Here is a 23687-nt window from a genome sequence, read left to right as displayed (position 1 = left end):
GGGGGATTGTTCCCCCCTTTTGGAATACTGCTACTTATCTTTCCAGTTCAATAGGAGATCCAGCATGTTTAGTATGAATTTTTGATCTTCAACCGGCCTTGCCTGAAGTTTTGTAATAATTTGCGACAAAGTATAATCTGGTTTTTTTGAATTTGGTTGAATAGATTTAAATAATTCCTCTAAAGAAACCTCAAGCGCCGTTGCGATTTTGTTTATGCTTTCCAATGTTGCGTTTTTTTCACCTCTTTCTAATTGTCCAATATAAGTAGCATGTAGATTTGCTATATCTGCTAATTCTTCTTGACTCCACCCTTTCTGCTTGCGAAAATTTCGGATTCTTTCTCCGATTATTTGCTGTATTTTAGTCATGAACCGTCACTCCTTGGGGATAATAGTGATTCCTTTTTACAATCTACTATGAGAGTTAAGCCCCCAAGAGACTATTGATATTAAAAGTATTAAAATATATACTAAAAATATGAAATATAACATTAGACATTATCCGAAATAGGTCTATAGATAGACGTCTAGGAGGTTCTTCCATTGGTTAAATGGGAAATTAGAAGGATAAAAGAAATTATAGATAACAAATCATTTTGTCATTTTTTTCAACCTATTTATGAATTAAAAGAATCAAAAATATATGGATACGAAGCTTTGCTTCGCTGCAAATATTTTTCCGATCCGGAAATTTTGTTTCAAATCGCCCGTGAATGCGGTTTTTTATATGAACTGGATACTTGCTCCATTCACAATGCAATAACATCGATGGGAGACCTGCAGCAAAAGCTGTTTATTAACGTATTTCCATCGACGATTGTTCATCATTCTTTTACCCAATTTATAAAAAAAATAAACCTTTTTTTTCAGTCGACCGAAAAAGTAGTTTTTGAAATAAATGAAAGCGAAAAAATCGAAAATATTGAATTGTTGAAAAAAAATATTCAATTTTTAAAAGATGAAGGGTATAAAGTAGCCGTTGATGATTTCGGAAAAGGTGAAATATCGTTAGAAACCATTGTCGATTTAAACCCGCATTATATTAAAGTCGATCGTTCTTTAGGTCAAAATTTATATAATTCGGGCAAAAATCAAGATGTTATTAAAAAACTTTTATTTCTTTGCGAACGTACCAATATGAAACTAGTTTTAGAAGGAATTGAGAAAAAAGAAGATTTAGACATGGCTAAAGCATTGGGGGTTCATTACGCTCAAGGATATTTGTTAGGCGAGCCGAAGCCGATGAGGGAAAATACAAAAAAATAATTGCTGCTTATTCATAGTAAATGAATTAGAAAAATAAATTTTATCGGATCGAACATATAGACTATTTTCAGATTATTTTTGCTTCATTGACGTAAAAGAACCGCACTAAATGAACGATAAAATTAATGAAAACGCTTAAATAAGGGATTATCGGTTCATTATATTTTTGATCATATACGTTCGATGTTAGCTAAAAAAATACATATTTGACAATAAATGATTAATTAACTAAAAAAAGTATGTTTAGAGACCGATAATTAAAATGTCAAGCAACCAATTTCGGATTTGGGGAGTGAAAATGGATGGAAATGAGTTCGTAACGCTTTTCTAAGAGGAAAGAACTAAGTCTTTAAAAAAATTATGGCATAACAAAGGGGTAATGATTTTCATGAAAAAGAAATTTCAATTCACGATACGTATGAAGCTAATGACCATTTCATTTCTATTATTAACGATTCCGTTAGTCATTTTAGGCTTGTTAAGCTATCAGAAAACAACTTCCAGTTTAAACAAGCTGGGGGAAAAGAACTTAAAAAATAGCGTCGAAATGACCATTGAGTTAATCGATGCGTTAAATAAAGAGGTTGAAAAGGGAACATTGTCTTTAGAAGAAGCGCAGGAACAGGTAAAAGTTGCGATATTGGGGGAAAAGAATGCTGACGGCAAACGGCCAATTAATAAAAATTTTGATTTAGGTGAAAATGGCTACTTGTATATTATCGATCAAAAAGGAACTCTTATTGCACATCCAGCTGTAGAAGGAAGACAAGGCTGGAATGACGAAGATTCCAAAGGCGTAAAATTCAATCAAAAAATGATTAAAACCGGAAATGAAGGTGGCGGTTTAACTTATTACGAATGGGCTTTGCCTGACAACGAAAATCGAATTGAAAAAAAAGTCGCCTATTCAAAAACTGATCCTCATTGGGGATGGGTTGTATGTGCGGGCACGTATTTAATGGATTTCAATCAGCCGGCTAAAGATCTTCTCGTTTTTTTAATGATTGTCATTGGCGCAACGATTGTGATTGGATTTTTCATCGTATGGCTGTTTTCAAACAGCATTTCCAAACCAATACACGCCGTATCTGAGCGCATGCATTTGCTGGCTAATGGAGATTTAACACAAGATGAAATAAAAATCCGTTCGAAAGATGAAACACAAAATCTGGCACATGCCATAAATCAGCTGCAAAATAAACTGAAAGAAATGATTACAAACATTTCGAATGCTTCTGAAGTACTGACAAGCCACAGCGAGGAGATGACCCACTCTGCAAATGAAGTGAAGGCCGGATCAGAGCAGGTTTCAACCACCATGCAGGAATTGGCATCAGGCGCTGAAACGCAAGCAAGCAGCGCGAGCGACATGGCAGCAAAGATGGAGGTATTTGTCGAAAAAGTTCAAGATGCCAGCGAAAAAGGGGAGCATATTGAATCAGTCTCCAGAGAGGTGCTTGAAATTGCCGGCAAAGGAAATAAACTAATGATGTCTTCTACCGAACAAATGTCGAAAATTGACGAAATTTTTCAACAATCTGTTGATAAAGTGCTCGGTTTAAACGGACATTTGCAAAAAATTACAAAACTCGTATCAGTCATACAAGGAATTGCGGACCAAACGAATCTTCTGGCATTAAACGCAGCGATTGAAGCGGCAAGAGCAGGCGAAAACGGAAAAGGCTTTGCCGTAGTTGCAGATGAAGTAAGAAAGCTCGCTGAACAAGTTTCCGTCTCAATCTCAGACATAACAAGCATTGTCGACAATATCCAAAATGAATCAAAGAATGTAGTTGATGCTTTAAAGAGCGGCTATCAGGAGGTTGAACAAGGAACAGAGCAAATTAAAAATACAGGCGCAACATTTCAAACGATCAACAAAGCTGTTACGGACATGGTTCATCATATTCAAACAATTGCGAACAACTTGACGGAAATCGCTTCCAACAGCCGGGAAATGAACCGTTCCATCGAGGAAATAGCCTCGATCTCCGAGCAATCAGCAGCAGGTATTGAGCAAACCTCTGCGGCAGCCGAACAAACAAGCAGTTCTATGGAAGAAGTGGCGAACAGCTCCGAACAACTAGCGAAGCTAGCCGAAGAGCTGAATGAATTTGTACGGCAATTTAAGCTTTAGAAAAATAGAAGAATGTGTTTGATTTTTTTGATATCAGAAGATGTATTTGGGTGGGGATAAATGTCCTCACCTTAAACTTTTGAGCGATACATAGACCGACTCCCTGCAAAAAGGGGAATAAATGTTCAGTATTTCTGGCATTTAGAGGGGGAAGACAACTGGCATAAATGTCAGATCAAATGCAGACCTTTCTTTATTAGAAAGGAGATCAGTCGTAAAAGTATACATTTGATTAGAGATTAGTTCTTAGTGTGCACGAATTGCTCAGTCTTTTTGAAAAAACTTTTGTCTTATTGCTCAAATTCCCAATATTCCGCATCACATTTTCTTCATTAAAACCGCCTTTTTGCTGCGTGAACGATAAATCTATTATAATCATATGTAGAAGTGGAAATAAAGAAAGAAGATTCTCCTCATACAAGCTCATGCAAACTTTCAAGCAAGGCAAACATCTTTTGGTTTGACAGCAAAAAAACTTCTAAAAGTTTTGCGCCAGTTTAAGAAATGGTTCATTGAGAAAACGATTGTTTTAACACGAGTTAGTTTTGAGGTACTTTAAATAAGTTCAAATCTTTTCGAGAAAACGATCACTTTAACTTGAATTAGCTTGGTGATGAGGAGGTTTTTTCAATCAGCTTGTTTCATGCGAAAATGGTTCACTAAGGAAGGATGATTTCATGATCATAGATGAATTTGACGTGTTTTTATTTGACCTGGACGGAGTAATTTACATAGGAGAAAATCCGCTTCCTGGGGCAGTTGAATCTTTGCGGCGCTTGCGTCAAGAAAAGAAAATGATTCGGTTTCTTACAAATGATCCTTGTACTACGAGAGAAAAAATTGCCGTACGGCTCAAGCGAATGGGGATTACAGCAAGTCCAGAGGAAATCATTACATCCGCTTGGTTGACAGCTCAATATTTGCGAAAACAAAATATTCGCAGTGCCTACGTGCTGGGGGACGATCATTTACAGCACGAGTGCAGTCAAGCAGGAGTAATGGTTGTAAAGGGTGAAGAGGAGGCAGAAGCTGTTGTTGTCGGCTGGAGCGGCAATGTATCTTTGTACGATATTCAGGAAGCGGTAAAACAAATACATAATGGTGCGAAGTTTATTGCAACGAATGCCGATATGAGTTTCCCTACTTCGAAAGGTCCTTTGCCTGCAACAGGAGCTGTTGCTGAAATGATACGAGCATCAACCGGGAAAAAACCGTACATTGTCGGCAAACCGAATCCATTTATGTTCCAGAAAGCGATTGAATCGATTTCGTCTAAAGCAAAAGTGGTTATGATCGGCGATAACCCGTTAACTGATATATTAGGTGCTCATCAAGCAGGGATTCAAGCGATTTTAATTTCCAACGGGAAGAATGCACCGTTTCCATCTCCCGGGGATTACCGCAATCCGGATGCGGTGATCGGAAATTTGCAGTCTTTATTTGATGATCGTGTCAAAATTAAACAATGGAATACGCGTGATTTTGCATGGCCGGAGCGGATCGAAGCAGGAGTGGCGGGAATTATTTTTAACGAACAGCAGCAAGTTCTCCTATTAAAACGGTCGGATAACGGACTATGGGGCATTCCATCAGGGCATGTAGAGCCGGGAGAAAAGGTGGAAGAAGCAATTATAAGAGAAATTTATGAAGAAACAGGTCTTGAAGTGGAGGTAACCCGGTTGATCGGTATTTACTCAGATCCGGATTCACAAATTTTTTTATACCCAAATGGCGAAATCAGCCACTTTATTACAACTTGCTTTGAGTGCAAAATCATTGGAGGCACGCTGCGTCAAAAAACAGATGAAACGCTTGATGCACGATTTTTCGCTCCAAACGATCTGCCGGAAAACCTTTTAACGATGCATCCGAGATGGCTGCAAGATGCATTGGAAAAAGAGCATGCTCCATATATACGATAAAAGCCGGAATACTGTTGGGGGAAAATTACGTCTTTTTCAAGTTTCGAGCAGAAGAACCTTATTATGAATTTCATTTTACACTGTTCCTAAAGCTAGAAACAAAAGGCTTATTAGGAAAGGCTGCTATTTTTCGGCAGCCTAGATAGTCATGCTAGGACTTTTGTTCATCTATTGTTTTTTTAAGAGAAAACTAGTTTTTGGCGGAAAACGAAGAAAACGAATAGGAAGATTTCTGATTTCTTTTACCGATTATTTCGATTTCCGCCATCGTTTCGCTTGAGATTTTTGAATTATTTTTAGCCGATTTTATCAAGCGTTCACATGTTTATATTTGCTTTTGTCGACGAATATGCATCCATTTGGGAGATGAATAACATCGCTTGCGTATGTGATCTTCTATTAGGTTGGGAAAACTAGCAATTTTTTTGTTTTGATTATATATGTAAAATGATAAATAAATTTCGAATGAAATTTCCTGTATTTGTGCTTCGGTGAAAAACCATTCCACTTTCTCTTTTCTTCGCTTATTGCCAATTTTACTTGATTAGCGAATGCTTGAACGCATAAATGACGGCTTGGGTGCGGTCTTGAACGCCCAGTTTGCTTAAAATGTTGCTGACGTGAACTTTGACGGTTTTTAATGAAATGAACAACTCATCTGCAATTTCTTGATTTGATTTCCCTTGAGCCATTAAAAGCAGCACTTCCATTTCTCGGTTTGTTAATTCTTCATGAGGATGGCGGTTTTGTTTTTTATTCATTCTTGCCATCATTTTCGTTGTCACTTCAGGCTCTAAGACAGATTGTCCCTGATATGTTGAACGGATCGCATCGGCGATTTCGTCTGCTTTTGAAGTTTTTAACATATAGCTGACAGCACCGGCTTCAAGGGCAGGGTAGACTTTTTCATCATCGAGAAAGCTTGTGACAATAATGATTTTTGCCTCTGGCCATTGATGAAGTATTTCTTTTGTCGCTTCAATCCCGTCCATTTCCGGCATGACGAGGTCCATTAAAATAATATCAGGCTTTAATTGTAAAGCTAGTTCAATGCATTTTTTGCCATTATCAGCCTCGCCGACGATTTCTATGTCAGGCTGGGACGATAAAAAAGCCGAAACGCCGATTCTTACCATTTCATGATCATCAACTAGTAATACTTTAATCATTTTTATCACCTTCATCTGTTAACAACGGTACTTTTATTTCCAATCTAGTTCCTTCATGAGGGACACTGACAATTTGCAATGTTCCGCCGATTTCGGCTGCACGTTCATACATGTTTTGCAAACCATATGCTCCTGATTTTGCCGATTGAACATCAAATCCTACACCATCGTCGACAATCCGTAAAATGGCCATATTTTTCCGTTTGATCAGCAATACTTCAAGTGTATTCGCTTTGGCGTGGCGAAGAGTGTTTGACACCGATTCTTGCAAAATGCGGAATAAATGGTCTTCAATCCCTTTATCTAGAGGAAATTGCTCTGTCTTCCATTGGATGTTCATCGGCACCTTTTGCCGCAGCTCTGTGAGCAGTTCTTCAATTCCAGTTTGCAAAGATTTACCTTTTAAAGGGACAGGCCGCAAATGCAAAAGAAGAGCGCGCATTTCAAGCTGGGACTGCTGAATAATTTCTTCAACTAAATGGATTTGTTTGCTCGTTCCTTCATCGATTTTTTCCTTGTTTCCTTTAACAGCAGAAATGAGCATCGAGGCTGCAAACAAGTTTTGACTGACAGAGTCATGCAGCTCGCGTGCCAGCCTTTGCCTTTCTTGTGAAATGATTTCTTCCAATCTTTTTTCTTGTTCTTTTGCGTTTTCACCTGCAAGTTTTTGCGTTAATTTCGTCTGTTCAATGAGATGATGCTGCACTTGGTCAATTCGAAGGTTGATTTCATCTAATTCTTTAATGTTTATATGTTCATTTTGTTCAACCGTTTCTCCTTTTGTTATTTTTTTTAGTTTGTCTTCAATCTTGTGTAGTTTATCTTTAAAAGGAAGTCCGAATAGAATGCCGAAAAGCAAGCCGATGGCGCTGCTGATTACGAACGTGAAGAGGATAAACGGAATATCAAGAATTTTTTGTTTCCATAATAATGTCCAATTAGGAAACAGGAACGTAAGCAAAAGCGAAACAGTGAAAAATAAAAAAGTGACTACTGATGTTACTAAGCAGATAATAATTTGTCTTTGCAATACATTCATGTTCTTTTCACCTCTATTCTGCCAAAGGTTATAGAGGTGATGATTTTCACTTTTTGGGCAGATTCATGATAGTTTTTGGACTCATATCGAATTGTTTCGTTCCATACATTCGGTTCACTATAATCAAAAATGGAGTAGGAGCCGATGAAACCGGAATGGTGGACGGACACTTCCAGCTCGTAAGGAACAATTATTTCGATATTGCCGATAAGCTTTCGGATGACAATCACCGCTTCACCTTTCGGAAGAATCGTATAGTTTAAATCTATTACTGTATCGCCGATGCCTGTTTGAATGTTGACATCGTTCCATTTGTATATTTGTTCTTCGGTTCGCTGCGTTCCGAACAATCTGTTTTGAAAAAGAGGCGTTTTGGAAAATTTCTCTTCTTGCGAGAGGATTGGATCTGCTTCTTCAATTTTAGGAGACTTTTTAGCAGCTACCTGCTTGTTTTGAACATAGTGAAAAATAAAGTAAATGAAAACAGCAAATAGAAGCAGTCGGAATGTAAACATATTGAAAAAAGATAGAACGCCGCCAATTATTCCGATCCAAAATAACAATAATCCTGATTTTTTCGGCATTCTTTTTCTTCCAATATATACGCAAAAAATCATCATCATTAGGAAGAAAAGGGCCTCACCATTGAAAAATAAAAGCTCTGCGATGAATAAGATGATGCCAATGACGAAAATCCATTTTGTAAAATCTATTTTCGATTGATGAAACACGAGGCTCCTCTCCTTCCTATTAGTGTGAACATAAATATGGAAAGGCGTAGAGAACTACGCCCTTATAGCATAACAATTTACGTTAAGAATTTGAATCCGTTTCTTGATTTTTTAATTCTTTTTCAAGCTTTGCGATTCTTGCATCAAATGTTAATGTATCGTATCTGTTGTTGATTCGATTTTCCAGTTCATCAAGGTAATTCTCTATTTCAGCAAAGCGAACAAAATGGTTCTTTTCGGAATTATGCTGCTCAAGAACTTGGTTGATCCGGGAGTAGGCGCGTGCAATATTTTCTCGTCCCATCAGCTCCATGCGCTTTATATGCATATCTTTTAATTTATGTTTCATTTCTTCATATTTATGTTCTAAGTCAATGAGCTGTTTCGTTGCTTGTTCAAGCGCTTGTTTTAATTTTGATGCACGCTCCTCATACTGCTGCTGCTCGTTGATGGCAAATTGATGCAATTCTTCTTCTTGCGCTTTCAACGCAATTTCGGCTTGATATTTTCTTTTTTCTTTTAAGTGTTCAGCATGGTTGTATTCTCTTAACAGCTCTTGTTTTAATAATCGTTGGCGTTCGATTAGTTTTTGAACCTTTTCAACTTCCTTTTCACATTGGCGCAAATATTCATTTAATAGCGCAATTGGATTCCTTTGTTCCTGTTCATTCAATAAATCATGTAAATCGGCCATAATCACATTTTTTAATCTCGTAAATATGCTCATTTTTTTCCCCTCCATTTATTGTCGTTTTAGTGATTCCCATTGTTTTTCAAAATTGGTGAATGGATCGTCTGACACATACGGATCATTCGATTTTTTCCAATTATTAAATATGAGATAAAGCACATATGCGGCGATTAAACCGAGAATAGCTGGGACATTTGCAGCTGAAACAGATAGTGCAATCAGCCCGACAATCCCCCAAAACCATTTTTTTGATTTTTTGTCGGATTTCACAAATTGTTTAAACGAAAAGTATAGAACAAGCAAACTGATAAGAAGTCCGACGATTGAGCCGAGATTGGCGATTAAAACTATTGCGGCTATTGCACCTGCGATGAACAAACCGATTTTTTTCATAATTTGAATGACCTCCTTTCAATTTTCATCTTACCTTTTGTCGTCGCTGCTCATAACGAACCTGAGGCATATTTTGAACTACGACTTGAGGCGTATTTCGATTTCCTTTCAATGATTATGTTCTGCTTCGGATCATGGTTAGAAGGGAGGACGGGGCATGGGAAACATTGATCAATCTGTATAAAAAGCACGCCGTTATTGATTTAATGCGATATTACACCGTGATGAATCTGTTAATGATCTTGTTGTTTTTCTTCCGTAATCTAGCGGATGTGCCTTGGCATTTAATTTTATTCGCCTTGCTGCTCGGGTTGAATTTTTTGCTGATTGGTGCGTTATTGATTTTATTGGTCAAAAATGTAGAAATGGCGTTCGGATTCATTGCCATTTATACGGTTGTCGAATACGTGACAAACGGCGAACTTATACCATGGCCGCACTTTTTTTACAAATTCAACTCGATGGTTGACGGAAATGAAGCGTTTGTTTATGCAGCAAATATTTTGAGCATCGTGATCGCAAGCTTGCTGATAAGAAGAAAATTAACGGAGTAGGAAAATTGTTTTAAAAAGCGGTTTGGGGAAATAACACTCCAATTTTAAGGATTTTCATTGCTATGCAATTGAAAACATCTGTAAGGCCATTTGTGATTGACGTACACTTTGCTGTCGGCCAAAAAGGGGAGTAAGTATGCAGACAAGTTGTTAACCAGCTTTGAGTAGTAATCGATGAATTTCACACTGAACGTCAAAAGAAAACGGAATATGGAAAAAGACGCATGCAAATCGTCAAAATGATTACAAAATCAAATGAAAAATCCTGCCAAGCTGCTTCGGTTTTTGCAGATGATCGTTTGGCAGGAATGATTTGAACTCTAAAGAGGGGGCATCCTTCTTCATGGGTTACACAGTTTTCCGCTCAATTAACCGAAAGGGGAGAGTCATCTTCTTATTTGTTTGCTCCCGTTTTTCTTTACAATGAATAATCGATTGCACCGCAAGCTTCCCCATTTTTCTTATTGGGATTTCAATAGTAGTGATTCCCATGATGTCGGCAATAGGCTGATTATCAAAGCTTAAGATGGCAATGTCTTGAGGAATCTTTATTTTATATTGTTCGGCACTTAATAAGATACCTGCTGCCACTTGATCGTTTGTAACAAAAAAGGCAGTCGGTTTTTTCTCTAAATGCTGAAGCTTTTCCATAAGCTGTTTGCCGTCAGTGATCGATAGGCATTTGTCGAAGATCCACTCGCTTCGAATCGGTTCGCCTAATTCCTTCATTTTTGTTTTATAGGCTTTTCTTCTTTTTTTACTGTTTGGCCCTTCCATTCGTCCTAAAGTAAATGCAATTTTCGTATGACCTTTCGAAATTAAATAGTCCAAACCAAACTGAAATGCCTGTTCATGCGGAATGCTCAAAGAAGGGAAATGGCTTTGGTCTGAATCTTCGCAAAGAACGATCGGTCCAGCATTTTTATATTCTTTCAATACATCAAAGGAAATGGCTCTTGAACAAAAAATGACACCATCCAATAAGGTTCCCCGCAACAATTCCAATGCTTCAAGCTCTTTTGCTGGTTCATAATTCGTTTGAAAGAGAACAAGCTGCAAATGATGCTTGATCGCTTCCTCCGAAATCCCTTCCACAATGCTGCTAAAATAAGGATGATCGATTTTAGGCAGGACGACGCCGATCAAATTTGAAAAGCCTTTAGACAAGTGGACTGCATGAATGTTCCGTTTATAGTTGATTTCTTCTATCACTTTTAAAACCGCTTCTTTTTTTTCGTCACTGACATATGGATGATTATTTAAAACTCTCGAAACCGTTGTAACAGAAACACCTGCAAGCTTTGCAATATCACGAATCGTTGCCATGAAATATCCCTTTCTTTTAAAAATCCTTGACCTGAAACGCGTTTCATACATTATGTTGATGTTGACAAAGAGATGAGTTTGAGGGGGGGGAGGAATATGATGAAAGGATTACTTATTTTAATTGGCTTATGTCTTCTTGAAATCATCTTAGCAAAATTGGCGTTAAAAGACAAAGATGCTTTGTTAATGGATTTTGCTGAGTTCTTTGAATTAGATGATAAAAAAGAAGATCAGAAATGATACCTGTCCGGTTACGGTATTCAACTTCATTTGTCTACATTTGCTAAAGCCATACGGATTTACTAATATTAAATTGCAACGGTCATTACGATCAGTCTGCAAAAAGCAATTTGCTTTTGCATGTTTTCGGTTTATCTGAAAGCAGCTGGCGGATGCCGGCTACTTTCAGGATGTTGCGTGTTCATCACCAATCTTAAATTCGACTGTGTTTGCCGAGTCATCACAAAAAAATTTATGGAACGGCCAATTGCCCTTGCTGCGGCCAGAACAACAATTTCTGTAACGATTTTGCGCGCAAGAGGAGAGGGAGGTTGTTCTCTTCGCATTCAAACGCTGCTCTTGCGATTGCTTTCATTTTGGTAAGGATGGTATTTTAGTGAATACGGAACGAAAAGAGATGAAAAATTCAACAGATCAGCTTTTTGACAATAAATGAAAGATTTGATAAAATTATTTTGAATTAAAAATAATTTAATTCGAGATATTTTAATTCGAAATAATGACCTATTAAAATGATTGATTTACAAAAACGAATCGCGTAAAGCAAATAATAAAGGAGAATCAAAGATGAAAAAGAAAACAGCTGGAATTCATCATATTACTGCTATTGTCGGCCATCCGCAGGAAAATATTGATTTTTATGCTGGAGTTTTAGGGCTGAGGTTAGTTAAAAAAACTGTGAATTTCGATGATCCCGGCACGTACCATTTTTATTTCGGGGATAAAGAAGGAAAGCCAGGGACACTGATTACTTTCTTTCCTTGGCCTGATGCGTATCAAGGAAAAATCGGCAATGGTCAGGTGGGTGTAACTTCTTATGTGATACCAGAAGGTTCCATGAGCTTTTGGCAAGAAAGACTAGATAAATTTAGAATTCCGTTTACAATGACAGAACGGTTTGGTGAGTCACTGCTTGCGTTTCAAGACCCGCACGGTTTGAACATTGAGCTAGTGGAACGAAAAGAAGGAGAATTAAATCAATGGGAATTTGGCCATGTCACCTCTGATGTTGCCATTAAAGGATTTGGCGGCGCCGTATTATATTCATCATTTCCTGAAAAAACGTCAGAGTTGTTGGAGAATATTTTTGGACTTCAACGAATTGGAAGGGAAGGAGATTTTATTCGTTTTCACTCTCCAAGTGAAATCGGCAATGTCGTTGATGTAAAAATTACTTCTTCCGGACGCGGCATCATGGGGGTTGGAACAGTCCATCATATCGCGCTTCGGGCAAATGACGACAACGATCAATTAGAATGGAAAACATCTTTAGAATCAAATGGATACAGGGTAACGCCAGTTCAGGATCGAAAGTATTTTCATTCTATTTATTTCAGAGAGCATGGTGAAATTTTGTTCGAAATTGCAACAGATCCTCCGGGTTTTGCAATTGATGAATCTTTAGATGCACTTGGAAAAGAATTAAAGCTTCCGGAGCGTTACGAAAAGTATCGGGAACGGTTGGAAAATAAGTTGATGCCAGTGGAAGTCCGTAACCTTGACGAATAAGAAAAGTAATGCTTAATAAACGCTGAGAAGGAGAAAAAACGATGAAACATATTTTTCAAAAAGGAAGCAATCCGGCAAAACCGACTCTCCTATTGCTGCATGGAACCGGCGGAAATGAATTTGATCTTCTTCCCATTGCAGAAATTATTGATCCAGAAGCATCGATTTTAGCTGTGCGCGGAAATGTAATTGAAAATGGAATGCCGCGTTTTTTTAAAAGACTTGCCGAAGGAGTTTTTGATGAAGAAGATCTTGTTTTCCGTACAAAGGAATTAAACTCTTTTTTAGATGAAGCAGCACAAACATATCGATTTGATCGAAATTCTGTAATCGCAATCGGTTATTCCAATGGAGCGAATATAGCAGCCAGCCTTTTATTCCATTTTCGGGATGCGCTAAATGGAGCCATCTTGCATCACCCGATGGTGCCGAGAAGAGGAATGGATCTGCCGGATCTTTCAGGAAAAAACGTTTTTATTGCAGCTGGAAAGCGTGATCAAATTTGCTCTCCTGAAGAATCAATAGAGCTTAAAACATTTTTAGAAAATAACAACGCAAATGTGCACTTGCATTGGGAAAACGGAGGACATGAGCTGACTTTATCAGAAGTTCAGGCAGCATCCAATTGGTACCGGCAGCTTTATCAAAAATAAGCTGTGAAAGATACCAATAAAAGCAAGTAAATTGGATCAAAATGTTGCCAGCAATCAATTAGCCGTCATTCCAAAATGTTTATAACAAAATGCGGAAGGAAATTGGGCGTGCTCTTCCATTTGTAAATGTTTGTCATTCTCAAGGCTCGTACATCGATATATCAAAAGAGCTGCTTAATTCCACGCAAAGCGGATCAAAAATGATCCGTAATGCAAAAAGTTTCGTCAAAGTGCGGGAGTTCTTATATTTGAAAAAATGTTTATCAATTTTGAACCTTGTGCATCAATATATTAACAGAGCCGCCGAATTCCACAAGATTTAAATAGAAAATCGTGAGCGTTCGGTGGATTTTATGAAATCAAGATAAGTATTCGCAAAATAAATGTTTTGACAGAGGCACTAATTTGCAATTTTTCAGTAATGCTTTATTCTGTTTTAATTAATTGATATAATTGCCGAAAAAAAGAATATCCTTCTAAATAAAAAGATTGAAAGTAAAGGACGGAATTGCTTTCAAGCAAACAGTGGGGCTGTCCGATGAGTTGCTAAAATGAAAGATTTTGAGAAATACAACTGTGAAGGACAAACATAATGAAATAAAATTTATAAATGTTCTTTATAGAGGCAATGAAGTCCAACAAGAAGCGATTGTATGTGCTGAATGTCCGTCATAAAACTTTTGAAGAACCTAATGAAAAAAGAGAGCAAAAGAAAAGTCCTTCATAAGACTTCTGAAGGATATAAAAGGATTGAAAAAAATTGTATGTCCGATAAGTCTCTAAAATAATGCTCCCAAAAGTCAGTTAACCCTACTTTTGGGAGCCTCTTTATTTTGTTATTGCAGCAGGCTGCAATCGCTTAAGATATTTTTATGCTGCTTTAGACAACCTCAAGAATTTGAACATAATGGAACAAACAATAAACAGTCGAGCAACTGCTGCTTGAAAATGAATAAAAGAATCCTTTCATAATTTCATTTGTAAAGCCATAATAATATTTAATAGCTTATTAGTTAAAAACTGATTTTTCTGATAGAATTTGTTATAATGTTAACGAAAGGAGTTGAAATATTGTGACAAAAAAGACTAGATTAGGCAAGACCGATATATATGTGAACCCAATCGGGCTTGGAACAAATGCTGTTGGCGGGCACAACATTTTTCCAAACCTTGACGATGAAACTGGGAAAGAAATCGTTCGTACAGCTTTGGATCATGGAATAAATTTTTTGGATACGGCATTTTATTACGGTCCTGAGCGTTCGGAAGAAATTATCGGTGAAGTCGTCAAGGAGTTTGGCCGTCGTGATGAAGTAGTCATTGCTACTAAAGGTGCTCACAAATTTGTAGACGGAAAAGTTGTTCTTGATAACTCTCCCGATTTCCTTCGCGAGTCGGTCGAGGGCAGCCTGAAACGCTTAAAAACGGATTACATAGATTTATATTACATTCATTTCCCGGACGAAACGACACCGAAGGATGAAGCTGTCGGTGAATTGAAGAAGCTTAAGGATGAAGGGAAAATTCGTGCGATCGGTGTATCGAATTTCTCGCTCGAACAATTAAAAGAAGCGAACAAAGATGGGTATGTCGATGTAATTCAGTCCGAATATAACTTATTTAAACGACAAGCAGAAAAAGATTTGCTTCCTTACACGGCGGAAAATGGAATATCGTTTATACCATATTTTCCACTTGCCTCAGGTCTATTAAGCGGAAAATATTCGAAAGATGAGAAGTTCAATGATTCACGTGCACAAAATCCTTTATTTCAAGGGGAAGCATTTGCGCGTAATCTCGAAAAAGTCGAGCAATTGCGTCCAATCGCAGAAGCGAAAAATGCTGAAATTGCTCACGTTGTGCTAGCATGGTATTTAACGGTCGATTCCATCGATGCGATCATCCCTGGTGCGAAGAAGCCGGAACAGGTACTTGACAATTTAAAAACGTTAGATGTCCAGTTAACAAAGGAAGAAATAGAGAAAATCAGTAAGATTTTTCAATAATTTTGTAATAAAGCTGTGATGGAAATATCCCATTCACAGCTTTTAATAGGACTTTCTCATTCGTCAGAACGTTTAGAGAAGAAGCAGGAGTGGTAATATGAGACGTGTTTGTGTTTTTGCAGGATCGAATCCGGGAACAAATCCTAAGTATAAAGAAGCAGCTATCAAACTAGGAGAAGAATTGGTAAAAAACAGGCTTGAGCTCGTATATGGAGGCTCCAGCATTGGTCTGATGGGAGTGATTGCAAACACCGTATTAGAGTTAGGAGGCACCGTATTGGGCGTTATGCCGACGAATTTATTTCAAGGAGAGGTTGTCCACAAGCATCTCACTCAGCTTTATGAAGTCAATGATATGCATGAGCGGAAAGCAAAAATGGGAGAGCTTTCAGATGCGTTCATTGCTCTTCCCGGAGGCTATGGTACTTTTGAGGAAATATTTGAAGCGGTTAGCTGGGGGCAGCTTGGGATTCATGAAAAGCCTGTGGCGTTGTTAAATATCGATGACTATTACACGCCGGTAAAACAGATGATTGAGAATGCGGTAGAGGGAGGCTTCATGCCTGAAACGCATAAACAGTTTATGATTTTTGCAGACAATCCCTCTATATTAATAGATAAACTTCGTGCGTACAAACCGCCTTTGAAGACAAATAAGTGGATCGAACTAGATCGATAAATGAAAATATCAGAACTTTACTTCGCCTTTAGCTTTCTGATCAGTTTGTCTAAAAATGACAAGCTGATCAGAAACGTCAATGTTTAGTCGTTTATGCTTTTTTCAAGAGCTTTCAGCTTATGTTCAAGCTGTTGAAGCGCATCATCAATTTGATTTGCATTTTTTTCTAAATAGATTGGTTCGCCAAATGCAACGACAGCTTTTTTCCCGGCAAAAAAATCTTTTAAACTTTTTGGACCATGATAGGTTGCAGGCAATATGGGAACGCCGGCTTTTATCGCAATTGTAACCGCGCCTCTTTTTAAAGGAACTTCCTCGTCTGTTCTTGTGCCGCTCGGGAAAATTCCAACAACTTTATTTTCTTTTAACAGTTTCAAAGGAATTTTTAGTGCGCTCGGTCCAGGATTTTCACGATTAACTGGAAAAGCATGCATCTTTTTCAAAAACCAACCTATGAGCGTGTTCTGAAACAATTCTTTTTTGGCCATATAATGGACATGAATTGGAAAAAGTGCTGCGGCGAGCAAGACTACATCTACCCAGCTGCGATGAGAGCATGTAACAATAAAACGATGGTCTGCCGGAATATGCTGCTTGCCTTTGACTTCTAGCAAACTAAAAATTTTAATGATCAATATTGCAAGTTTTCCTGCTAAATGATAAATCATTTTGTTCCCCCCCGAATGATTTCCAGAAATATGTTTGCGTTGCAAAAGATCTGTATTTTCGGTTAGGGCGCATGTCGATTTTGTCTGCGTTCAGTTTAGCATTTTTACGTGATGCATGTAAAGTCGGTAGTACATCGTCAACGAATCGTCTTATCCAAAGTCAGTCAGTGAAAATACCGCCGTTTCATTGGAGGATGGGCAGCCGTATTCGGTGTTTTTTAGATGAACAAGTATTTGTGCTGAAGGTTATTGGCGCTGGATAGAAGGAGCAACCATATCAATAATAAAATGCTTTAATTTGAAAAATCAATTTTAATAGCAGTTACTTTGTTTCTATAAATTTTATACTTGATGATACAAAATATTGAGAGTAAAGAAGAGAAGAAGCAGAAAAACAAACATCAGTGCAATCTGTCTTTTTTATTTAAAAAGCAAGAGAGATAATCAATCCAGGCATCAGCGTAAAAAAATATGTAAGATAATCTGACATAAAACTTCAATTCTCTCATTGAATGGGATACACTGATAGGGAAAAATTTGATCCAATCGTGGAAATAAAGAAGAGTGAATTTGGATCGGTGTGATATCAATTTCTATTCACTCAAGTTAAGATGGGGTATTATAGTGAGCATGATGAATCGCCAAAGCAGGGTAGGTAAAGCTTTAGCGATTATCATATATGTTTACTCACTATAAAGAATAAATGATGGAAATGACCATTTTTCTATCTTTTAAATGACTCCTTGTTCTACCATTGCATCAGCGACTTTTTTAAATCCTGCAATGTTAGCGCCGACGACAAGATTTCCGGAGCAGCCGTATTCATTTGCAGCGTTGACGCAATTTCGGTAAATGTTCTTCATGATATCACGTAATTTTGCGTCGACATCTTCAAAGCTCCAAGATAATCTTGCGCTGTTTTGAGCCATTTCTAATGCTGAAACAGCAACTCCGCCTGCGTTAGCAGCTTTTGCAGGTCCAAAAAGAATATTGTTTGATAAAAACACGTCGATCGCTTCTAATGTAGACGGCATGTTGGCGCCTTCTCCAACAGCTTTGAGTCCGTTGGAAACAAGGAGTTCAGCTGATTTTTTATCGATTTCATTTTGAGTAGCGCATGGGAGGGCAATATCGCACGGAATGGACCAAATTCCGGAACAGCCTTCATAATATTCTGCATGAGGATGTTCATTTACATATTCTTTAATTCTTTTTCTTTCAACTTCTTTTAACCTTCTAACCGTTTCAAGATTAATTCCATTTTTATCAAAAATGTAGCCATCAGAGTCGCTGCATGCGACAACTTTTGCACCTAATTGTGTTGCTTTTTCAATCGCATATATGGCAACGTTCCCAGAACCAGAGACAACAACTGTGCTTCCTTTGAAGCTTAATCCATGGTCTTTAAGCATTTCTTCAACAAAATAAACAGTTCCATACCCTGTAGCTTCGGTTCTCGCTAGGCTTCCGCCGTAACCAATGCCTTTTCCGGTTAACACACCAGCTTCAAATCCGCCGCGTATTCTTTTATATTGGCCAAACAAGTATCCGATCTCTCTTGCGCCAACTCCAATATCACCGGCAGGAACGTCAATATCTGGTCCAATATGTTTGTAAAGCTCTGTCATAAAGCTTTGTGTAAATCTCATAATTTCCCCATCTGATTTACCTTTCGGATCAAAATCAGATCCGCCTTTTCCTCCGCCGATCGGCTGCCCAGTCAATGAATTTTTGAAGATTTGTTCAAATCCTAAAAATTTAATAATGCTGGCGTTGACGGTCGGGTGAAAGCGCAAGCCTCCTTTATATGGCCCAATTGCACTATTATATTGCACTCTAAATCCGCGGTTTACACGCACTTTTCCTTCGTCATCCACCCATGGAACGCGAAAAATGATCAATCTTTCCGGCTCAACAATTCTTTCAAGTATTCCGTGCTTTATATATGTAGGATGTTGAGCAAATACAGGCACAAGCGAGTCAAATATTTCTTTTACAGCTTGAAGAAACTCAGGCTCATTCGGATTTTTTTCTTGCACGGATTGAAATACTTCATTGACATATTGCTTTGCATTTTCCAATTCACTTTGTTTCATAAGTAATTGATTCATAGCACCTCTCCTATACCTAAAATTTAAGCAGTTAGAAGAATTCAAACAATTCAGTAAATCATCCCGGCACTGGCTAAGGAAGCGAAATCTACAATAAAAAATTCTACAACAAAATAAATCAAAAAACAATGACTGTTGAGAATTGTTGCATAATAGCTTTGCATGCAGGCGCGGAGAAGGCGCCTGAAATTTGTTTCATTGAATCTAGCTTGTCTGCATACATATTGATTAGAAAACATTTTTAAAAATTTAACATCGCTAAGAGAGGGAATTTTGAAAATTTTATAAAAAGAAAAAGGATGCCTCACCTGTTTTGAGACATCGAATATTCAGTGTATGGAACGGTATAGCCCGATCACTTTTCCGAGTATTGTCACATTTTTTAAAATAATCGGTTCCATTGTTGGGTTTTCCGGCTGAAGCCGTATAAAGTCTTTTTCTTTGAAAAACCTTTTTACGGTCGCTTCATTGTCGTCTGTGAGCGCGACAACGATGTCGCCGTTATTGGCTGTTTGCTGCTGTCTGACAATAACTAAATCTCCGTCCAGAATGCCTGCTTCGATCATGCTTTCTCCGACTACTTCAAGCATGAAAAGTTGATCATCACCTGATGCAATATGATTCGGAAGCGGAAAATATTCTTCGATGTTTTCAACGGCAGTGATCGGAATACCAGCCGTCACTTTTCCTATGACCGGCACGTTGATCACATTGTTTGTTAGAAGGTGGCTGCCATCATCGTCCAAAATTTCAATGGCTCTCGGCTTTGTGGGGTCTCTTCTAATCAGTCCTTTGCTCTCAAGCTTTGCTAAATGCCCGTGAACAGTTGAACTGGAGGCAAGACCGACCGCTTCGCCGATTTCTCTTACAGAGGGAGGGTATCCTTTCTTTTTTACTTCCTCCTTAATGAAGTTCAAAATATCTTGTTGTCTCTTAGATAATTTTGTTGACATGTCAAGCACCTCAGTCATATCAATTTGTGTCGATTATAGCATGATTTTTCCAAAAAAGCAAACGTAAGTTCGAATATTTGCTTGACAGAAACATGTGTTCCCTTTTATACTTAAAAACAAAAAACCGAACAAATATTCTGTTTCAGGGGGCGGTTCTATATGGATAAATTATCATGGTCTTACATCGTTTCTTTTTTCCTTGTCATCATGGCGGCAGTTTTGGCGATTTCGTATACTGGAGAAAGGGAAGAGCTCGATCATTATTTGGAGGTTCAAGTGAAGGAAGGGGACAGTTTGTGGAAAATCGCTGATGAATATAAAGAATATGACAATATGTCTCATTCAGAGTTTGTTAAATGGGTTCAGGAGCGAAACAATCTCCAAAGCCTTGTTGTAAAACCGGGGGAAACAATCGTCATTCCGATTGAAAAAAATAAATACTACAATGCTGAATATTTGGCAAACAAAGAATAACCGCAAGGAGCATTTAACATGAGAGCAGTCGTTTATGCAAGAGTCAGCACTGAAAAAGATGAGCAGGAAACATCTTTGAAAAGACAGAAGGACGAGCTGTTAAAGCTCGCAGCTGAAAACGGTATGGAAGTTGTTGAAGTGATAGAAGAAAAAGCGAGCGGGTATGATGTTGATCGTGAAGGGGTTTTTCAACTGCTGGAATTGATTGAGGAGAAAGATATTGAAGCGGTATTAATACAGGATGAAACAAGAATTGGCAGAGGGAATGCCAAAATCGCCATTGTCCATTCCATTTTGAAACAAGGTGTGAAAATTTTCACCGCTGCCCATCGCGGGGAGATGGAACTGTCTGAATCAGACACGATGGTGCTTGAAATCATAGGAATTGTCGAAGAATATCAACGAAAAATTCATAATTTGAAAATAAAGCGGGGAATGTTGAGAGCTATACAAAATGGGTACAGGCCTGAAAAAAATTTAAAGAATAGAAATTCTTCCTATAAAAGAGAGCGAAAAGAAGTTCCGATCGAGGAGATTGACCGATTGCGGAAAAACGGCCTGACATTTTCAGAAATAGCGGCAACGTTAAGAGGATTCGGCTATGACGTTTCAAAAGCTACTGTCCATCGCAGATATCAACAATTTTTGTCAGAAAAAGGAGAATCATAGCAATAATTGTTGTCATTAGTGGTTGCATTTAGTATGATAAAAGAGCGCGGCAAAAATATACAAGGGGTTCAGCTTATGATTTCAAAAGAAAAACTTAACCGTATTAATGAACTATCTAAAAAGTCTAAGTCAGAAGGACTGACGCAAGAGGAAAAGCTTGAGCAGCAGCAATTAAGGCAGGAATATTTAGAGGCGTTTCGTCGGGATTTTCAAAACACCTTAAAAAATGTTACAGTGATTGATCCGAAAGGTAATGATGTTACACCGGAAAAATTGAAAAAATTAAAAAATAAAAGGCTGCATTAATGGATGGGGTGTTGCCTTATTACAACAATAAAGATAAGATTATAAACTGAAAATACAGATGAGAGGATGATAATGGTGACTCATTCCATTCAAGATTTATCCATCATGACGATTCGAACATTATCCATTGACGCGATTGAAAAGGCGAATTCCGGACATCCTGGAATGCCAATGGGCGCCGCACCAATGGCTTATGCGCTGTGGACGAAATTTATGAACATTAACCCTGAAAACCCTAATTGGTTTAATCGAGATCGCTTTGTTTTATCTGCCGGACATGGGTCGATGCTGCTTTACAGCTTGCTTCATTTATCGGGTTATGATCTTTCCATGGATGATATTAAGTCGTTTCGTCAATGGGGAAGCAAAACACCTGGACATCCTGAATACGGACATACACCTGGCGTTGACGCAACAACTGGACCATTAGGCCAAGGAATAGCAATGGCCGTTGGAATGGCGATGGCAGAACGTCATTTAGCAGCTACATACAATAAAGAAGGATACAATATTGTTGATCATTACACATACGTCATATGCGGTGACGGTGACTTAATGGAAGGGATTTCCTCTGAAGCAGCTTCCTTAGCTGGTCACTTGAAGCTTGGACGATTAATTGTTCTTTATGATTCGAATGATATTTCCCTAGATGGGGATTTAAATAAATCATTCTCAGAAAATGTAGAAGAGCGCTTTAAATCTATGGGCTGGCAAGTGCTGCGCGTTGAGGACGGCAACAACATTGAAGAGATTTCGAAAGCCGTTGAAGAAGCCAAATTGGATGAACAACGACCGACATTAATTGAAGTAAAAACAACAATCGGATATGGTTCGCCGAATAAAGCAGGCACTTCTTCCGTTCATGGTTCGCCGTTAGGTCCAGAAGAGACAAAATTGACAAAAGAAGCCTATGCATGGACATTTGAAGAAGATTTCTATGTTCCAGCAGAAGTTTATGAGCATTTTGAGAAAAATGTAAAAGAACGTGGAAAGCAGAAAGAAATTGAATGGAATAATTTGTTTGAAAAGTATGAGAAAGAATATCCTGAACTTGCAAAAGAGTTAAAGGCAGCAATCAATGGTGAATTGCCAGAAAATTGGGATCAATCTTTACCTTTTTATGAAGAAGGAAAAAGCGTTGCAACCCGTTCTTCTTCTGGAGAAGTATTAAATGCAATAGCTGAAAAAGTTCCTTATTTCTTTGGGGGATCTGCAGACTTAGCTGGATCAAACAAAACGACAATAAAAGGTTCAGGAGACTTTTCTGCGGAAGATTACAGCGGACGAAACATTTGGTTTGGTGTCAGAGAGTTTGCCATGGGAGCAGCATTGAACGGTATGGCTCTGCATGGAGGTTTACGTGTTTTTGGCGGAACGTTCTTTGTTTTCTCTGACTATTTGCGGCCAGCGATTCGTTTAGCAGCATTAATGAATCTCCCTGTAACTTACGTGTTCACTCATGACAGCATAGCGGTTGGAGAAGACGGACCAACACATGAGCCGATTGAACAATTAGCTTCTTTGAGAGCAATGCCGAATCTTTCTGTCATTCGTCCAGCTGATGGAAATGAAACAAGAGCTGCGTGGAAGGCTGCGCTGGAATCTAAATCAACACCGACTGCATTAGTATTAACGCGCCAAAATTTAGAAACTATTAAAGGTACGAAAGAAAATGCTGAAGAAGGTGTTGCAAAAGGCGCTTATGTCATTTCACCGGCGAAATCGGATCAACCGGATGCTCTTCTACTTGCATCAGGTTCAGAAGTAGCATTAGCTATTAAAGCTCAACAAATTCTTGCATCCGATGGAATTGATGTGCAAGTCGTCAGCATGCCGTCATGGGACCGTTTTGAAAAGCAATCAAAAGATTATAAAGAATCAGTTCTTCCTAGCAGCGTAACGAAGCGTCTTGCGATCGAAATGGCATCTTCGCTTGGCTGGGAGCGCTATGTCGGATCTGAAGGTGAAATCTTAGCTATCGACAAGTTTGGAGCATCTGCACCTGGGGAAAAAATTATAAGCGAGTACGGTTTTACTGTTGAAAATGTTGTCGAAAAAGTAAAAGAATTAGTTCGGAAATAATCGCCAAAATTAGTGCCTCTATCCGCCACCATAAGACAAACCTTTTACATTCCTTGCTTTATAATAGCAAAAAAGGAATGTAACAATGAGGTGAGCGCATGAGGCACTT

At 38.2% G+C, this 23687-nt stretch carries 23 protein-coding genes; 13 read left to right on the top strand and 10 right to left on the bottom strand.

The genetic code is table 11. From position 1 onward, the window contains the following. Window positions 1–30 precede the first annotated feature (30 nt). The gene (locus tag NSR00_RS04555; RefSeq protein WP_063387802.1) at window positions 31–369 is read right to left on the bottom strand and encodes a helix-turn-helix domain-containing protein; all 339 of its coding nucleotides are present in this window, start codon (window positions 367–369) and stop codon (window positions 31–33) included. A 174-nt stretch (window positions 370–543) separates the two neighbouring features. Between NSR00_RS04555 and NSR00_RS04550 the strand changes: the two genes are divergently transcribed. From NSR00_RS04550 to NSR00_RS04540, 3 genes are all read left to right on the top strand, one after another. Then, window positions 544–1266 carry an EAL domain-containing protein gene (locus NSR00_RS04550; RefSeq protein ID WP_082829624.1) on the top strand — a complete coding sequence of 241 codons (723 nt, stop codon included), beginning with the start codon at window positions 544–546 and terminating at the stop codon, window positions 1264–1266. A gap of 388 nt (window positions 1267–1654) precedes the next feature. Then, window positions 1655–3403, top strand: coding sequence for a methyl-accepting chemotaxis protein (locus NSR00_RS04545; RefSeq protein ID WP_340787272.1), 1749 nt, complete (start codon window positions 1655–1657; stop codon window positions 3401–3403). 677 nt (window positions 3404–4080) lie between these two features. Beyond that, window positions 4081–5325 carry a TIGR01459 family HAD-type hydrolase gene (locus tag NSR00_RS04540; protein ID WP_340787270.1) on the top strand — a complete coding sequence of 415 codons (1245 nt, stop codon included), beginning with the start codon at window positions 4081–4083 and terminating at the stop codon, window positions 5323–5325. Between the two features lie 536 nt (window positions 5326–5861). On the opposite strand, the gene NSR00_RS04535 is transcribed toward NSR00_RS04540, so the two are convergent. The 5 genes from NSR00_RS04535 to NSR00_RS04515 all read right to left on the bottom strand — a co-directional run bounded on the left by NSR00_RS04535 (window position 5862) and on the right by NSR00_RS04515 (window position 9348). Beyond that, on the bottom strand, window positions 5862–6494 hold the full coding sequence (locus tag NSR00_RS04535) for a response regulator transcription factor (RefSeq protein ID WP_063387805.1): 633 nt from the start codon (window positions 6492–6494) through the stop codon (window positions 5862–5864). Beyond that, on the bottom strand, window positions 6487–7533 hold the full coding sequence (locus tag NSR00_RS04530) for a sensor histidine kinase (RefSeq protein WP_063387806.1): 1047 nt from the start codon (window positions 7531–7533) through the stop codon (window positions 6487–6489). Before NSR00_RS04530 ends, NSR00_RS04535 begins: the two co-directional genes overlap by 8 nt. Next, entirely contained in the window at window positions 7530–8264 is a 735-nt protein-coding gene (gene liaF / locus NSR00_RS04525) for a cell wall-active antibiotics response protein LiaF (protein ID WP_242513859.1), read from the bottom strand. The genes NSR00_RS04530 and liaF overlap by 4 nt, the downstream gene beginning before the upstream one ends. 82 nt (window positions 8265–8346) lie before the next feature. Continuing rightward, on the bottom strand, window positions 8347–8991 hold the full coding sequence (locus tag NSR00_RS04520) for a PspA/IM30 family protein (protein WP_063387808.1): 645 nt from the start codon (window positions 8989–8991) through the stop codon (window positions 8347–8349). 15 nt (window positions 8992–9006) lie between these two features. Continuing rightward, entirely contained in the window at window positions 9007–9348 is a 342-nt protein-coding gene (locus tag NSR00_RS04515) for a lmo0954 family membrane protein (RefSeq protein ID WP_063387809.1), read from the bottom strand. A gap of 167 nt (window positions 9349–9515) precedes the next feature. Between NSR00_RS04515 and NSR00_RS04510 the strand changes: the two genes are divergently transcribed. Continuing rightward, window positions 9516–9902, top strand: a complete 387-nt coding sequence (locus NSR00_RS04510) for a hypothetical protein (protein ID WP_117017335.1) — start codon at window positions 9516–9518, stop codon at window positions 9900–9902. Between the two features lie 348 nt (window positions 9903–10250). Here the strand turns inward: NSR00_RS04510 and NSR00_RS04505 are convergent, their stop codons facing one another. After that, a complete protein-coding gene (locus tag NSR00_RS04505) occupies window positions 10251–11228 on the bottom strand; it encodes a LacI family DNA-binding transcriptional regulator (protein ID WP_339230642.1) in 978 nt (325 codons plus the stop codon). Window positions 11229–11327: 99 nt separating this feature from the next. Here NSR00_RS04505 and NSR00_RS04500 point away from each other — a divergent pair, with 99 nt between their 5' ends. From NSR00_RS04500 to NSR00_RS04480, 5 genes are all read left to right on the top strand, one after another. After that, on the top strand, window positions 11328–11468 hold the full coding sequence (locus NSR00_RS04500) for a hypothetical protein (protein WP_340787267.1): 141 nt from the start codon (window positions 11328–11330) through the stop codon (window positions 11466–11468). Between the two features lie 567 nt (window positions 11469–12035). Beyond that, entirely contained in the window at window positions 12036–12977 is a 942-nt protein-coding gene (locus tag NSR00_RS04495; RefSeq protein WP_327873939.1) for a ring-cleaving dioxygenase, read from the top strand. A gap of 41 nt (window positions 12978–13018) precedes the next feature. Continuing rightward, a complete protein-coding gene (locus tag NSR00_RS04490) occupies window positions 13019–13630 on the top strand; it encodes an alpha/beta hydrolase (protein WP_094245877.1) in 612 nt (203 codons plus the stop codon). 1073 nt (window positions 13631–14703) lie between these two features. Continuing rightward, the gene (locus NSR00_RS04485) at window positions 14704–15636 is read left to right on the top strand and encodes an aldo/keto reductase (protein WP_340787265.1); all 933 of its coding nucleotides are present in this window, start codon (window positions 14704–14706) and stop codon (window positions 15634–15636) included. A 97-nt stretch (window positions 15637–15733) separates the two neighbouring features. Further along, window positions 15734–16315, top strand: coding sequence for an LOG family protein (locus tag NSR00_RS04480; RefSeq protein ID WP_066251226.1), 582 nt, complete (start codon window positions 15734–15736; stop codon window positions 16313–16315). 83 nt (window positions 16316–16398) lie between these two features. On the opposite strand, the gene NSR00_RS04475 is transcribed toward NSR00_RS04480, so the two are convergent. The 3 genes from NSR00_RS04475 to lexA all read right to left on the bottom strand — a co-directional run bounded on the left by NSR00_RS04475 (window position 16399) and on the right by lexA (window position 20047). Beyond that, entirely contained in the window at window positions 16399–16983 is a 585-nt protein-coding gene (locus NSR00_RS04475) for a lysophospholipid acyltransferase family protein (protein WP_340787263.1), read from the bottom strand. Window positions 16984–17714: 731 nt separating this feature from the next. Next, window positions 17715–19094 carry an NADP-specific glutamate dehydrogenase gene (gene gdhA, locus NSR00_RS04470; protein WP_130156990.1) on the bottom strand — a complete coding sequence of 460 codons (1380 nt, stop codon included), beginning with the start codon at window positions 19092–19094 and terminating at the stop codon, window positions 17715–17717. 329 nt (window positions 19095–19423) lie between these two features. Next, window positions 19424–20047, bottom strand: coding sequence for a transcriptional repressor LexA (gene lexA / locus NSR00_RS04465; protein ID WP_063388299.1), 624 nt, complete (start codon window positions 20045–20047; stop codon window positions 19424–19426). A gap of 159 nt (window positions 20048–20206) precedes the next feature. On the opposite strand from lexA, the gene yneA reads away from it, so the two are divergent. The 4 genes from yneA (at window position 20207) to tkt (ending at window position 23578) form a co-directional block, all read left to right on the top strand. Next, window positions 20207–20521, top strand: coding sequence for a cell division suppressor protein YneA (yneA, locus tag NSR00_RS04460; protein ID WP_063388298.1), 315 nt, complete (start codon window positions 20207–20209; stop codon window positions 20519–20521). 18 nt (window positions 20522–20539) lie between these two features. Continuing rightward, window positions 20540–21190, top strand: coding sequence for a YneB family resolvase-like protein (locus tag NSR00_RS04455; protein WP_094245871.1), 651 nt, complete (start codon window positions 20540–20542; stop codon window positions 21188–21190). Between the two features lie 75 nt (window positions 21191–21265). Further along, complete coding sequence (locus tag NSR00_RS04450; RefSeq protein ID WP_340787257.1) at window positions 21266–21496, top strand: DUF896 domain-containing protein; 231 nt, start codon at window positions 21266–21268, stop codon at window positions 21494–21496. A gap of 72 nt (window positions 21497–21568) precedes the next feature. Then, entirely contained in the window at window positions 21569–23578 is a 2010-nt protein-coding gene (tkt, locus tag NSR00_RS04445; RefSeq protein WP_340787255.1) for a transketolase, read from the top strand. Window positions 23579–23687 lie beyond the last annotated feature (109 nt).

Source organism: Aeribacillus sp. FSL K6-8394 (assembly GCF_038008865.1).
GTDB classification, from domain to species: Bacteria; Bacillota; Bacilli; order Bacillales; family Aeribacillaceae; genus Aeribacillus; species Aeribacillus composti.
The sequence above is the reverse complement of the archived record's forward strand: the minus strand, read 5'-3'. Positions and strand labels throughout refer to the sequence as shown.

Coding starts and splice junctions, on each gene's coding strand:
- NSR00_RS04555 (WP_063387802.1), bottom strand. CDS start 369: ATGACTAAAATACAGCAAATAATCGGAGAAAGAATCCGAAATTTTCGC.
- NSR00_RS04545 (WP_340787272.1), top strand. CDS start 1,655: ATGAAAAAGAAATTTCAATTCACGATACGTATGAAGCTAATGACCATT.
- NSR00_RS04540 (WP_340787270.1), top strand. CDS start 4,081: ATGATCATAGATGAATTTGACGTGTTTTTATTTGACCTGGACGGAGTA.
- NSR00_RS04535 (WP_063387805.1), bottom strand. CDS start 6,494: ATGATTAAAGTATTACTAGTTGATGATCATGAAATGGTAAGAATCGGC.
- NSR00_RS04530 (WP_063387806.1), bottom strand. CDS start 7,533: ATGAATGTATTGCAAAGACAAATTATTATCTGCTTAGTAACATCAGTA.
- NSR00_RS04520 (WP_063387808.1), bottom strand. CDS start 8,991: ATGAGCATATTTACGAGATTAAAAAATGTGATTATGGCCGATTTACAT.
- NSR00_RS04515 (WP_063387809.1), bottom strand. CDS start 9,348: ATGAAAAAAATCGGTTTGTTCATCGCAGGTGCAATAGCCGCAATAGTT.
- NSR00_RS04505 (WP_339230642.1), bottom strand. CDS start 11,228: ATGGCAACGATTCGTGATATTGCAAAGCTTGCAGGTGTTTCTGTTACA.
- NSR00_RS04500 (WP_340787267.1), top strand. CDS start 11,328: ATGAAAGGATTACTTATTTTAATTGGCTTATGTCTTCTTGAAATCATC.
- NSR00_RS04495 (WP_327873939.1), top strand. CDS start 12,036: ATGAAAAAGAAAACAGCTGGAATTCATCATATTACTGCTATTGTCGGC.
- NSR00_RS04490 (WP_094245877.1), top strand. CDS start 13,019: ATGAAACATATTTTTCAAAAAGGAAGCAATCCGGCAAAACCGACTCTC.
- NSR00_RS04480 (WP_066251226.1), top strand. CDS start 15,734: ATGAGACGTGTTTGTGTTTTTGCAGGATCGAATCCGGGAACAAATCCT.
- NSR00_RS04475 (WP_340787263.1), bottom strand. CDS start 16,983: ATGATTTATCATTTAGCAGGAAAACTTGCAATATTGATCATTAAAATT.
- gdhA (WP_130156990.1), bottom strand. CDS start 19,094: ATGAATCAATTACTTATGAAACAAAGTGAATTGGAAAATGCAAAGCAA.
- lexA (WP_063388299.1), bottom strand. CDS start 20,047: ATGTCAACAAAATTATCTAAGAGACAACAAGATATTTTGAACTTCATT.
- yneA (WP_063388298.1), top strand. CDS start 20,207: ATGGATAAATTATCATGGTCTTACATCGTTTCTTTTTTCCTTGTCATC.
- NSR00_RS04455 (WP_094245871.1), top strand. CDS start 20,540: ATGAGAGCAGTCGTTTATGCAAGAGTCAGCACTGAAAAAGATGAGCAG.
- NSR00_RS04450 (WP_340787257.1), top strand. CDS start 21,266: ATGATTTCAAAAGAAAAACTTAACCGTATTAATGAACTATCTAAAAAG.
- tkt (WP_340787255.1), top strand. CDS start 21,569: ATGGTGACTCATTCCATTCAAGATTTATCCATCATGACGATTCGAACA.